Annotated in this window: 10 protein-coding genes; 7 read left to right on the top strand and 3 right to left on the bottom strand. The window is 66.8% G+C overall.

Annotation, left to right across the window (positions count from 1 at the left end; all coding sequences use genetic code 11):
* Positions 1-6: 6 nt before the first annotated feature.
* Positions 7-1,512 carry a radical SAM protein gene (locus WC969_12905; GenBank protein ID MFA6030749.1) on the bottom strand — a complete coding sequence of 502 codons (1,506 nt, stop codon included), beginning with the start codon at positions 1,510-1,512 and terminating at the stop codon, positions 7-9.
* Between the two features lie 94 nt (positions 1,513-1,606).
* Between WC969_12905 and WC969_12900 the strand changes: the two genes are divergently transcribed.
* The 5 genes from WC969_12900 (at position 1,607) to WC969_12880 (ending at position 6,189) form a co-directional block, all read left to right on the top strand.
* The gene (locus WC969_12900; GenBank protein ID MFA6030748.1) at positions 1,607-3,436 is read left to right on the top strand and encodes a carbamoyltransferase; all 1,830 of its coding nucleotides are present in this window, start codon (positions 1,607-1,609) and stop codon (positions 3,434-3,436) included.
* Positions 3,437-3,481: 45 nt separating this feature from the next.
* The gene (locus WC969_12895; GenBank protein MFA6030747.1) at positions 3,482-3,880 is read left to right on the top strand and encodes an SxtJ family membrane protein; all 399 of its coding nucleotides are present in this window, start codon (positions 3,482-3,484) and stop codon (positions 3,878-3,880) included.
* Positions 3,880-4,038 (top strand): DUF5989 family protein, encoded by a 159-nt coding sequence (locus WC969_12890; protein ID MFA6030746.1) that lies wholly within the window; start codon positions 3,880-3,882, stop codon positions 4,036-4,038. Before WC969_12895 ends, WC969_12890 begins: the two co-directional genes overlap by 1 nt.
* A 33-nt stretch (positions 4,039-4,071) precedes the next feature.
* Positions 4,072-5,079 carry a lysylphosphatidylglycerol synthase transmembrane domain-containing protein gene (locus WC969_12885; protein ID MFA6030745.1) on the top strand — a complete coding sequence of 336 codons (1,008 nt, stop codon included), beginning with the start codon at positions 4,072-4,074 and terminating at the stop codon, positions 5,077-5,079.
* A 63-nt stretch (positions 5,080-5,142) separates the two neighbouring features.
* A complete protein-coding gene (locus WC969_12880) occupies positions 5,143-6,189 on the top strand; it encodes a GDSL-type esterase/lipase family protein (GenBank protein ID MFA6030744.1) in 1,047 nt (348 codons plus the stop codon).
* A gap of 41 nt (positions 6,190-6,230) precedes the next feature.
* Here the strand turns inward: WC969_12880 and WC969_12875 are convergent, their stop codons facing one another.
* Complete coding sequence (locus WC969_12875) at positions 6,231-6,980, bottom strand: TlyA family RNA methyltransferase (protein ID MFA6030743.1); 750 nt, start codon at positions 6,978-6,980, stop codon at positions 6,231-6,233.
* Between the two features lie 818 nt (positions 6,981-7,798).
* Between WC969_12875 and WC969_12870 the strand changes: the two genes are divergently transcribed.
* On the top strand, positions 7,799-9,772 hold the full coding sequence (locus tag WC969_12870) for a protein kinase (GenBank protein MFA6030742.1): 1,974 nt from the start codon (positions 7,799-7,801) through the stop codon (positions 9,770-9,772).
* 864 nt (positions 9,773-10,636) lie between these two features.
* Positions 10,637-11,794 (top strand): DegT/DnrJ/EryC1/StrS family aminotransferase, encoded by a 1,158-nt coding sequence (locus WC969_12865; GenBank protein MFA6030741.1) that lies wholly within the window; start codon positions 10,637-10,639, stop codon positions 11,792-11,794.
* Positions 11,795-12,006: 212 nt separating this feature from the next.
* On the opposite strand, the gene WC969_12860 is transcribed toward WC969_12865, so the two are convergent.
* Positions 12,007-12,894: a FlgO family outer membrane protein gene (locus tag WC969_12860; GenBank protein ID MFA6030740.1), complete on the bottom strand. Its 888-nt coding sequence runs from the start codon at positions 12,892-12,894 to the stop codon at positions 12,007-12,009.
* Positions 12,895-12,926: the final 32 nt, after the last annotated feature.

The following is a 12,926-nucleotide window of genomic DNA, read 5'->3' as shown; positions in this document are numbered from 1 at the left end:
CGAGCGTCAATTCTTGAGGGGGCGGGGAAGATAGTGTCGGAAGAACGCGAGGTAGCGCAGGAAGTTCAGGGGGATGTCCTTCGCGAAGAAGAGCAGGTATCGCCAGCGGTGCCGGGAGGAGACCAGCTTCTTCCAGTATCGGGCGTCGGCGCAGAACAGGCTCCATTCGACGGGCGCCACGACGCCGTAGCGGAGGAACCAGGAGAAGAGCAGCCGCGCGAGGTTGCGCCGGTGCGCGCTCAGGCGATATTCCTCGGGGGGGAAGATGCGGTTGAACTTGCCGTAATCCTCCCGGCCGATGGGGCGGGAGAGCCCTCTCGCGATCTCGGTCCCGGGATAGGGCATGGTGACGCCGATCGACGTGAAGGTCGGGCGGATCCGCGCGAGGAGCTCGTGCGTGAGCCGGAGGTCCTCTTCCGTCTCCCCGGGAAGGTTCAACAGCATGTTCGCGAAGGTCCGGATCCCGTGCCGGCGGCAGAGGTCGAACGCGGCGACCGTCTGCTCGACGGTCGCCGCCTTGCGGATGCGCTTGAGCAGCTCGGGCGAGCCCGTCTCCACCCCGAAATCCAGCTGGATGCAGCCGGAGTCCTTGAGCAGAGCCATGATCTCCGGGGTGCGGATGCAGTTGACCCGGGTCTCGGCGCCCCAGAGCATCCGGAGGCCGCTCGCTCTGTAGGCCTCGCAGAACGCGACGATGTCCTCCTCGCGGATCCCGAAGGTGTCGTCGAGGATGTAGAAGAAGTCGAAGCCGTGCTCGTCCTGCAGGAGCCGCAGCTCCCGGATCACGGCCGACATCGGGCGCTTGCGGACCGGCGACATCCCGTGCGGCCGGGCGTTGGCCTGCCAGACGGAATCGGATGCGCAGAAGGTGCAGTGGAATGGACAGCCCCGGCCGAGGTAGATGACGGCGCCCACGGTCGTCAGACGCCGCAGGATGTTCTTGGTCGGCCGCTGATACCAGCGCAGGTCCAGTTTGTGATAGGCCGGCAGGGCGCATTCGGAGAGGTCCATCAGTTCCCGGTTCGGGGTGATCCTCACCCGTCCGTCCCGGCGGTAGGCGATCCCCGGGATCCTTTCGAGGTCGGAGTCCTCGCGGTACTCGGCGAGGAGCTGCCGGAGCGTCCGCTCGCCTTCCCCGCGCACGACGACGTCGAACGGGCTCCCTTCGAAGAGGAAATCCTCGGGCGCGATGGAGGGATGGGCGTTGCCGGCCAGGATCTTCGCGTCCGAGCGGCGCCGGATGTCCTTGGCCAAGGAGAGGACCTGGTCGTAATCGGTCACGAACGAGGCGAGGCCGACGAACCTCGGCTTCAGCGCGTCGATCGCTTGCAGGATGGTCCGGACGTTCTCCTCGGGGTCCTTGGAGTGCGTGTCGACGATGGCGACGGTGAAGCCGTGCTCCTCGAGGTAGCCCGCCAGATAGAGGAAATAGAACGGCATGAACATCGAGGCCGCATTGGCCGGGGACACGACGAAGACGACGTCCGTCGCACGCGCGGGGGGAGGGGGCATGTTCGGCTCGCTTCGATGAGATGATACTACACTTCAAAAGGGTGGGCGGGTTCGCGGGGAGTCCTCCGCGGCGCGATTTGATAACATGTCCGTCATGCCGAAGCTCGTCCTGGGCCTCTCCGCCTACTACCACGACAGCGCCGCCGCGCTCGTGCGCGACGGGGAGATCGTCGCGGCCGCGCAGGAGGAACGCTTCAGTCGGGTCAAGCACGACCGGCGCTTCCCCATCCATGCGGTCCGCTACTGCCTCGAAGAGGCGGGCGCCTCGCTCAAGGACCTCGACGCGGTCGTCTACTACGACAAGCCGCTCCTGACGTTCGACCGCCTGCTCGAGACCTATATCGCCTACGCGCCGCGCGGATTCACCAGCTTCCGCGCCGCCGTCCCGGCCTGGATCAAGGAGAAGCTCCACCTGCCGCGCGAGATGGACGAGGCGCTCGGCGGAGAGTACCCCGGGAAGTTCAGCTTCTGCCTCCACCACCTCTCGCACGCGGCCTCGGCCTTCTACCCTTCGCCCTTCGAGCGCGCCGCGATCCTCACCATCGACGGGGTCGGCGAGTGGAGCACGACCACCCTCGGGGTCGGACACGGCGCGAAGATCGAGCTGCGCAAGGAGATCCGCTTCCCGCACTCGCTCGGCCTCCTCTACAGCGCCTTCACTTACTACCTCGGCTTCAAGGTGAACTCGGGCGAGTACAAGGTGATGGGCCTCGCCCCCTACGGCGAGCCGCGCTTCTACGACCGCATCGTCAACGACATCATCGACATCCGGGAGGACGGCTCCTTCTGGATGGACATGAAGTACTTCGACTACTGCGGGGGGCTCACGATGACCTCCCCGGCCTTCGACGAGCTCTTCGGCGGCCCGGCGCGGCCCCCGGAGTCGAAGCTCGGCCGCCGCGAGATGGACCTCGCGGCCTCGCTGCAGAAGGTCGTCAACGAGGTCCTGCTCCGGCTCGCCCGGCACGCGCGCAAGGAGACCGGCGAGAAGAACCTCTGCCTCGCCGGCGGCGTCGCCCTCAACTGCGTGGCCAACGGAGAGCTCCTGCGCGAGAAGATCTTCGACGGGCTCTTCATCCAGCCCGCGGCCGGCGACGCCGGCGGCGCGCTGGGCTCCGCCCTCTTCGGCTACCATGCGCTCCTCGACGGCCCGCGCCCCGCGCGGACCGGGGACGCGATGAAGGGCGCCCTGCTCGGCCCCGCCTTCGGCCGCGACGAGATCCTCAAGGACGTCGCCGCCGCCGGCGTGCGCCGGCGCGAGATCCCGAAGGACCGGTATTACGACCAGCTCTGCGAGTGGCTCGAGCAGGGCAAGGTCATCGGCGTGCTCAACGGTCGCATGGAGTTCGGCCCCCGCGCGTTGGGCTCGCGCAGCATCATCGGCGACGCGCGCAGCGTCGAGATGCAGAGCAAGATGAACCTCAAGATCAAGTTCCGCGAGAGCTTCCGGCCCTTCGCCCCCGCGGTCCTCGCTGCGGACGTCTCGGAGTGGTTCGACATGGAGGGGGAGAGCCCCTACATGCTGCTCGTCGCCCCCGTGCGCGAGAAGCACCGCAAGGCCGTCCCCGCGGACAAGGCGCACCTCGAGGGCATCGACAAGCTCAAGCTCCCGCGTTCCTCGGTCCCCGCGATCACGCACGTCGACTACAGCGCGCGCGTGCAGACCGCCGCCGAGAAGTCGAGCCCCTTCTTCTACCACCTCCTCGAGCGCTTCAAGGCCCGGACCGGCTGCCCGGTCATCGTCAACACGAGCTTCAACGTGCGCGGCGAGCCCATCGTCTGCCGGCCCTCCGAGGCCATCCGCTGCTTCCTCAACACCGACATGGACGTCCTCGTCCTTGAGGACGTCGCGCTTTTGAAGGAGGAGCAGGCCGAGGGCTCGGCGGACCGCGAAAAATACCTCCAGCAGTTCTCCCTGGATTAGGCGGGAAACTCAACGGGTTTCCCGCCCGGTATAGAAATGATCGAAATGGACAAAGAGCCGAGTGAGAAGAAGATCCGGGAGTTCGGCTGGGGGCTCTTCGTGTTCGGAGCGCTTCTCGCCGGCCTCTCATGGTGGCGCGGACGCCATGAGGAGGCCTTCGTCGTCCTCCCCGTCTGCGCCGTCCTCGGCGTCCTCACCCTCGCCTCCGCGCGGGCGGGGAAGGCGATCTACCGCGGCTGGACCGCCGTCGCCTCGCTCATCGGAGGGGTCGTCTCCGTCGTCGCGCTGGCCGCCGCCTACTACCTCGTCCTCACGCCGATCGCCCTGATCCTGCGCGCGACGGGGCGCGACGCGCTGCGCCTGCGCCGGCCGTCCGCGGGGGAGAGCTGCTGGGTCCCGCTCTCCGTGCCGGAAAATAAATCGTATTTCGAGAGGTTGTTCTGATGGCCGAGCGACAGTCGCTGCTGCGCGAGTTCTTCGGCTTCCTGAGCCACAACAAGAAGTGGTGGCTCACGCCGATTCTGCTGGTGCTGGCCGTGCTCGCGGCTCTCATCTTCCTCGGCGGCACCGCCGCCGCCCCGTTCATCTACACGCTTTTCTAGCCCGTCGATCGTGGCGCCTGAGCTGGATTCATCGTGGCATCGAGGCTGAAAGCGAAATCCTCCATCGTCGGCGGCCTGCTCGTCGGCGCCGCACTGCTGTGGCTCGCCTTCCGGGACATCGACTTCAGTCGACTGGCGGGGATCTACGCGAACGTTTCTCTGCTGGTCGTTGTTCCGGTCTTCTTTGCGACGGCGGGGGAGATGTTTCTGCGGGCGCTGAAGTGGAGCATCCTGCTCGAGCCTTCGCGTCCCGTGCGGCTCTGGGATGCGTTCCGGCTGGAGGTCTCGGGGATGGCCTTGAACAACGTCCTGCCGCTGCGCCTCGGCGAGATCGTGCGCGGGACCTTCGGCGCCGGGCTCTTCGGGATTCCCGTCGCGACGGTGTTCGCAACGCTCGTGGCGGAGCGTGCGCTGGACACCATCGTCCTCGGCGCGCTCTTCGTCATAGCGGCTCGGCTCGGCGGCTTAGGCGACGCCCTCATCCGCTGGGGGGGCTGTGCCGGACTCCTGTTCGCGGGACTTCTGACGTGCTTGCTGGTCCTGGTCTTCATCGATGAGATCATGACGCACCGCTCTCTCGGGGGGCTTCTGCGCAGGTTCCCGCGGGCGGCGAAGGGGCTGGGCCATCTGGGCATGGGCATCCGGGCCTTCCATTCCTTCCCGACCGCCGCCGCGCTCGTCGTGCTCGCGGTCGGACAGTGGCTGCTGAACGCGCTGAACTTCTATATCGTGGCCCGCGCGTTCGGTATCAGCGGCGTACTGGACGTTTCGAAGTGCGTGGTGATGATCTTCGGTGCCGCGGTCGCCTCCGCCGTCCCCGGCATGCCCGGCTACTTCGGCAACTTCGAGTTCGCCATCGCGAGGATGGCAGGCTCCTGGGGGGTGGACAAAGACGTGGCGTTCGCGTACGCCACCTGCGTGCACCTCTTCGGGTACGTGTTCGTGACGGCGGCTGGAATGCTGTTCGTCTCCCAGATGGGGCAGTCGCTCGGCGAGGTCTGGGAGCGGTTCCGAGATAGGGCGGCGGATGACGGGCGGTAGGCGGCCCATGCCGGCATGGAGAGGACGGCGTCCCCCGCCGCGTCGATATCCTATGATTCCCTCGTGAGCCAGGAGAGGCCCGCGCTGCCGCGTTTCCGTCTCGCCTTTCTTCCGCTGCTGGGCATTCTCGCGATGCTCCTCGTCGAGGGGACCGGCTATCTGGCCTTCTTCCTCAAGTACCGCCAGCTTCCCTATTCGTTCGCGACCGCGCAGTTCTACCAGGAGGTCCACCTCTACATGGCGGACCACCCGTACCTGCCCTACCTCGCGACCAAGGGCCGCGCGGGCGGCATCGAGTTCAACACCTGGGGCGACCGCGGGCCCGAGCTCGAGAGCCCGAAGCGGCGGGTCCGCGTGCTCTGCTACGGGGGTTCGACGACCTACGACGCCCGCTGGCCGTGGGCGCTGCAGAAGATGCTGGGCGCGGACAAGTACGAGGTCGTCATCGCCGCGCAGAACGGGGCCACGAGCGCGGACACCCTCGTGAACTTCCTGCTCATCCATCAGGATCTCCAGCCCGACTTCGTCCTGGCGCTCGAAGGCATCAACGACCTCGAGTCGTCCTACACGCCGGGCTTCCGCCCCGACTACGCCCACCGCCGGCGCAAGATCGGCGCGACGCCGTATCCGGTCTTCGACCGGCTACCGCGCTGGTTCAACGCCTCGAGCGCCTACGTGCTCCTGCGCTGGCGGATCGTCGGGCCGCGCGGCGACCTGCGCGCGCTCTTCACGCGGCCCGGGCCCTACGACTTCGAGCGCGGCCCCTTCGGCTTGCCGACCTTCGAGCGCAACCTCCGGACCCTGAACCTGCTCGCAAGGAACGTCGGAGCCCGGCTCGTCCTGGGCACCCCGCCCTACCACCGCGCCAAGGCCGAGCGCCGGCTGGGGCGCGCGTTCGCCGACGGCTGGCAGAAGGGGCTCGACGCGGAGAACGCGATCGTGCGGCGTCTCGCCGCCGGGAACTCCGGCATCCTTCTCGCCGACGCGGCGCGCCATGTGCCCCTCGACGACGCGTACTTCCAGGACTTCTGCCACTTCACCGACGAGGGGGGGCGGCTGGTCGCCGAGTCCTTCTTCGACGCGCTGAAGCGGGCGGGCGCCGTCCGCTAGTCGGGAATCCCTGGTGGGATTCCCGAGAGTGTTCAGATAAGCTATTCCCGGCAAAGGTACAGCAGGAACTCGACGTTGCCCTTGGGGCCTTTGACGGGGCAGTCCATGCAGCCCCGCTCCTCGAGGCGCAGCTCCGCGCAGACCGCGCGCACGCGCGCGAGCGCCTCCTGGCGGTGCTCGTCCTTGCGGACCACTCCCTTCGGGACCTTCTTCGGCTCGAGCTCGAACTGCGGCTTGACCAGCACGACGAGCTCGCAGGGGCGCTTGAGGCAGGCCAGCAGGGCGGGCAGGACCTTGGTCGCGGAGATGAAGGAGACGTCCACGACCGCGAGGTCGGGCCGCCCGGCGGACGCCCCGAAGGCGTCGGGGGGGAGGCGCGAGGCGTGGGTCTTCTCCATGTTCACGACGCGGGGGTCGGCGCGCAGGCGCGCGTCGAGCTGGCCGCGCCCGACGTCCACGGCGAAGACCTTCAGGGCGCCGTGCTGGAGCAGACAGTCGGTGAATCCGCCCGTCGAGGCGCCGATGTCGGCGGCGACGCGGCCCGCGCACTGGAGGGCGAAGCGCTCGAGCGCGCTCTGGAGCTTGAGCCCGCCGCGCGAGACGAAGGGGACCGCGTCCTCGAGGAGGACGAGCTCCGCTCCCTCGTCGACGAGGTCGCCGGCCTTGGGCCGGGGCCGGCCGGGGACCTCGACTTTCCCGGCCATGAGCGCGGCCTGCGCCTTGGTCCGCGAGTCGAAGAGCCCGCGCTCGACCAGGAGCAAATCGAGCCGTTTCTTGCCGGGACGGGTCATGCGCTCGATTTGCTCCGCATCTGGGAAAGGATTGTACAGGATTATCGTCTCCGGAGAGCTTGTAGTACGAGATTTCGGCCGCCGGGGCACGCGGCGGAAATCTCGTACTCGTTGACAGAGTTCCTCGCTCTGTCTACACTTGAAGGCGCCTATATGAATATTAAGGGAATCGTTTTGATTTTTCTTGCCGCGGCCCTTTGCGGTTGCGCGACCGTGGCCAATCCTGCACGGTGTTTGGACAATGAGACGTCAGAGGGTTGTCGCCAGCGTCTGCGATGCGGAACGGATCCTATTGAAGGATGCATTAAGGCGATGCGGAAAGTGGGATGTTCTCCAAGAATGAGCGTTGATGTGTGTCATGAGAAGATTCGCACGTATGTCGATACGGAGCTCAATCAATATCCTTTTTGATGAACTCAATGATAAAGATATTTTTGCTTCTCGTATTTCTCATTCAGGGTTCTTTTTGCATGGGAGAGAATAAGAATGTCCCTGTCGATGTCCGCACCCCTGAACAGCGCGAGGCTACCTTACGGGAGATTGAGAGCAAATATTCCCGGTGGGGTCTTATTGGCTCGGCAATGGCGAAGCGCCTCGAGCAAGCTCTTGGCCAAATGCCGTCTGATAAGCGGGGGAAAGCTATAGATATCCTCGCGGAAATTCAGGAGCGCAAAGATAAGATTAATTCCGGAACCATAGGGCTTGAGCAAAGAGTAGCGCTTACAGCCGAAATGCGTGAATTGCGAATGAGCTTACTTCAGTCGAATCCCGAAATCGCGACAGTTCTCTTCCACGGTAGCAGGCCTGGAGGCGACCGTTTGGGATTCAGTGAGGGATTGTCCCGGCGCTACCCCAATGACTCCCGGTTCAAAGGGGGCTACGCGCAGGACCTGTTCGAGACGGGCGATCACGCCGGGGCCGTCGAGGCCGCGCGCGAGGCCATCGAGCTCGACCCGAAGAATCCCGAGCCCTACGCCACGATGTCGCAGGCCAAGTTCGAGCTCGGCGACTACGAGGGGGCCGCTCAGGACGCCCGGCGCGCCCTCGATTTCAACCCGAAGAACCTGGCTTATCAGTCGCTGCTCGCGAACTCCCGCTCGCGCGCGGGCGCGGGCGCGAGCAAAGGCGCCGCCCCGCAGGGCGGAGGTCTCGTCGGCCAGTCCGCGGCGGGAGAGGGCGGGAGCGGCGTCTCCCTCCAGCCGCAGGGCGAGCCGGGGGCGATGCCCGAGTTCCGCGTCCCCGCCGGCATGGTCACCGTCGAGGACGCCGAGCGCTCCAAGCAGGCCGCCCGGGCCGCCGATCAATTCCTGAAGGAGCGGCGCTTCGGCGAGGCCGTGCGGCTGACCGACGAGGCCCTGTCCTACAACGCCCAGAACGCCGCGGCCATCTACACCCGGGCGCTCGCCCATCTCCTCATGAAGGCCTACCCGCTCGCCCAGGCCGACATCGAGGCCGGCCTGCGCCTGGCGCCCGAGAACGCGCGCATGCTCTCGCTCTACTCGCGGGTCCTCAGCCATCAGCGCATGTTCGACCGGGCGCTCGAGGCGGCCGAGCGCGCCATCCGTTCCGAGCCGGGCTTCGCCGAGGCGTACTACCACAAGGCCTTCGCTCTGACCGGGCTCGGCCGCCGCCCCGAGGCGCTCGCCGCGCTCGGCGAGGCCGCGCGGCTCTCCCCGAAGTACCAGGCGCCCTACCAGCGCGCGCTGCAGCTGCCCGAAGACGCGGACCTCGCCTTCCTCTTCAGCGGAGAAGCCCTCCCGGCGGTCATCGTCCAGGAAGGGGCGCGGCCGACGGGGCGTTCGAGGGACCGGAACTTCCTCCTCATCGGCATCGCGAGCCTCGTCGGCGGCTTCCTCATCGCGCTGGGCCTGCTGCACACGCTCACCGGCGAGTGGATGAAGCGCCTGAAGGGGCGGCTGACGGGGTCCTCGAAGGGCCCGCAGTCCTCCCCGCTCGGGCCGGTCCCGGCCGGCGACCCCTCCCTCATCGCCGGGGTCTACGAGGTGCGCGGGCGGCTCGGCATCGGCGGCATGGGCGTGGTCTACGAGGCCTTCGACCGCCACCTCGAGCGCAAGGTGGCCGTCAAGAAGATGCGCGAGGAGATCCGCTCCGACCCGCGCGAGTCCGCGCGCTTCCTGCAGGAGGCGCGCATGGTGGCGGCGCTCCACCATCCGAACATCGTGGAGATCTACTCCATCGTCGAGGACGGCGGGGACGTCTACCTCGTCTTCCAGCACGTCGACGGCAAGACGATGCACCAGCTCATCGACGAGCAGCGCCGGCTGCCCTTCGCCGAAGCCCTCAAGCTGATGGAGGGCTGCTGCGCCGCGCTCGACTACGCGCACCGCAAGAACATCATCCACCGCGACCTCAAGCCCTCGAACGTCATGCTCGACCGCGAGGGGGTCGTGAAGGTCATGGACTTCGGCGTCGCGCGCCAGGCCAAGGACTCGCTGACGCGGCTCTCCATGACGAACACCGTCGTCGGCACGCCGCCCTACATGGCGCCCGAGCAGGAGCAGGGCGGGGTCTGCCGCGAGTCCGACGTCTTCGCGCTCGCCGTCTGCCTCTACGAGGCCCTCACCGGCGAGCTGCCCTACGCGGGCACCGGGGCCGCGATGCTGCTGGGGAAGATGAACAAGTCCTACGAGCCCGCCTCGCGGCTCGCCGCCGGCCTGCCCCCCGGCTTCGACGCGCTGCTCGAGCGCGTCCTCGAGCCCGACCCCGCCAAGCGCATCCGCACTGCTGGAGAGTTCTACCGAGAACTCTCCAGCTTGGTCACGAACAAGTAATTCCAGACGTCCGGAGTTCCTGATAAGGGAACTTTCCTCCTATCTTGGTCGTAATGCGAGATAGAGAGATGCGGCATCCGAATCAGATGGAATTAGCATTCATGACGTCTCCTGAGCCGGAGCAACGGCTTTGGACTCCCTACCATTCAGTCGAAATCCTATGTGATATGACGGAAACGAGATCGGGTATCCCGCGGGAACTCGCTCTTGCGGGAGCTGTCGCTCGCGTTGGCCGCCTCCCTGTCGGTGATTACCTCGTAATGGGCAAAATACTTATTGAGAGGAAGAGCGTCGGGGACTACATGAATTCACTTTATGATGGCCGGTTTTATCGACAGCTTGCAGCACTAGTAAGGACGGCTCCACGCACTCTGCTGCTTGTTGAGGGATGCGAGGGGTATTGCGAAAAGCTGTGGCCTAAGGCCGTGCGCGGTTCCTACCTTAAAATGTTGAGCACCTTTCGAATCCCAACCGTGTTCACGAAAGATGAGGCAGGTTCTTGTTTGTTTCTCTTGGAGTTAGGGCGGCTTTGTCAGTCGAAGCGTTCTGAGGAACACTATCGACCAGACACGAGTTTTGGAACATCGGCCGATAAGGGGCTCCATCCTGATCGGACAAGGCTGAGGATGCTTGCGGCCATTCCAGGGATTGGTCCCGCGCATGCGGGTCGGTTGTTGTCTCGATTCGGCAGTATTGAGGGGCTTCTCCAGGCTGGAGAAGCTGGACTGAGAGAGGTTAGTGGTATTGGACCCATTCGGGCGCGTGCCATTATGGCTGTTTTGCGCCCAACCATGTAGAACATCCCCCGTCTGGCAAGCTATGATATGTGCGGCCTCGTTGGGGCCGCACATGAAAATCCCTTTGATGCGCTACGCTTTCTACGACGAGAAGAAGACCCGCCGGGCGCTGGCGCGTTTCGTGCTGAGGGCTCCGCGTCTGAGCATCGGCGCGCAGTGCGCGGGCTTCGAGCGGGACTTCGCCCTCTGGCAGGGCCGCCGCTCCGCCGTGCTCTTCAACAGCGGCGCGGGCGCGAACCTCGCCCTGCTCCAGGCCCTGCGCAACCTCGGGCGCCTGCGCGCGGGCGACGCCGTGGGGTTCTCGGCGCTGACCTGGTCGACCAACGTCATGCCCATCCTCCAGATGGGTCTGGTCCCCGTCGCGGTGGATTGCTCGGCCGCCACCCTCAACGTCATGGCCTCCGACCTGCGCGCGCGTCTGCGCACGACGCGCCTGAAGGCCCTCTTCCTCACCAACGCGCTCGGATTTACCGGCGACCTCGACCGCGTGCGCGCTCTCTGCCGCCGCGAGGGCGTGCTCCTGCTCGAGGACAACTGCGAGAGCCTCGGCACGCGCCTCCCCTCGGGGCTCGCGGGCAACTTCGGCCTGGCCTCGACCTTCTCCTTCTACGTCGGGCACCACATGTCGACGATCGAGGGGGGGATGGCCTGCACCGACGACCCCGAGCTCGGCGAGATGCTGCGCATCGTGCGCGCCAACGGCTGGGACCGCAACCTGGCCGCCCCGGCCCAGCGGCGCTGGCGCCGCCGCCACCGCGTCCTCGACGAGTTCCAGGCCAAGTACGCGTTCTACGACCTGGGCTTCAACCTGCGGCCAACCGAGGTCACCGGCTTTCTGGGGCGGCTGCAGCTGCGCTCGCTGCGCGCCAACGTCCTGCGCCGCGAGCGCAACTACCTGCGCCTGGAGAAGACGCTGCGCGCGAACCCCGACTTCCTGCCGCTCGAGCACGGCCACGTCCGCACTCTCTCGAGCTTCTGCCTCCCCGTGCTCTGCCGCCGCCCGGCGCTGCGCCCGAAGTACCTGCGCCGGCTCGAGGCGGCCGGCGTCGAGGTCCGGCCCATCATCGCGGGGAACATCCAGAAGCAGCCCTTCTACGGGAAGTACGTGCGGCGCCGCTACCCTCTGCCCGGCGCCGACCTCATCCACGCCTGCGGCTTCTACGTCGGGAACTACCCCGAGCTGACCGAGCGCGACCTGCGCGTGCTCGAGCGCTGCCTTTCATAGGCGGGGGCGCGTCCAGCTTCAGTCGGAAAGGGTCTTTTCCCATGCTATTTTGACTCCCTCCCCTCTTCGAGGGGAGGGTCGGGGAGGGGTAGAATAGCCGTCGCGCGATCGCGGCACTATCAGCGCCGGGGTGCCGCCGAGGGCTTGGAGGGTAGAGCTTCCGTCCTGGGGTTCTACCCACCCCCACCCCCTCCCTCGAAGAGGGAGGGGAGTCACTCCCCGGCGCAGCGCTCGACGAGCTCGCGCGAGCTCGTCTCCAGCCGCGCGAGGTGCTCGGACTCCACGGCGCCGAGCGGCTCCACGCCGCTCTCGTGGTACTCCTTGAGCCGCTCGTAGAAGCGGTAGCGCAGCTGCATGTTCCGGATCTCGGAGCCGGGGTTGCGCTGGATGGAGGCGCGCGAGAAGCCCGGCTCCAGCATGCGGGCCGCCCAGTAGCGCGCCTTGAGGTCGATGCCGTCGCTCTGGAGGCCGTCGACCGCCCCCTCCCAGTCCTTGCAGCCCGTGACCGGGACGATGTAGGCGTTCTTCTGCCACCAGACTCCGAGCTCGCCGTCGATGAGCGGGGGCTTGGGCACGTCCCAGCCCTTCCAGTCGGCCGGGGCGTCGGTGCGCGGCCAGTCCCGCGTCATGGTGATGACCGCGGCCCCGATGATGCGGGCGGTGCGGGCGTCGATGATGCGCGCGTTGGCCTCGAACTCCTCCTCGCCGGTGGGCATGAGCGTCCCGGTCACGATGGCCTCCACGCCGAGGATGCGGCCGATCTCGCCGGCCTGGTTCGGGTCGAGGAGGCCGGAGCCGCCGAGGCCCTGCTCGTCGAGCACCCGGCGCAGGAGCGTGCGCTCGACGACCTGCACCTTGCCGTCCTGTACGAGCTGGGAGATGAGGCGCTCCGAGACCGCCATCGCGCCCGGCTCGTCGCCGCGCCGGGTCGCCGAGAAGGTGAGCACCGCCACCGTCTTGACCTTGGAGCGGACCGCCGACTCGGCCAGGATCTTCGAGGCCTTGCGGTAGGAGCTCGACATGGCCCGGGCCTCGAGGGCCCCCGCCGCGAGGAGGGCGCTTGTAAGAAGGAGGAGGGAGGCTCGGATCCTGGGCGCCATGGCATTAATGATTTAACAGGAAAACCGGCAAA

The organism is Elusimicrobiota bacterium, assembly GCA_041660925.1.
Lineage (GTDB): Bacteria > Elusimicrobiota > Elusimicrobia > UBA1565 > UBA1565 > JBAZUV01.
The sequence above is the reverse complement of the archived record's forward strand: the minus strand, read 5'-3'. Positions and strand labels throughout refer to the sequence as shown.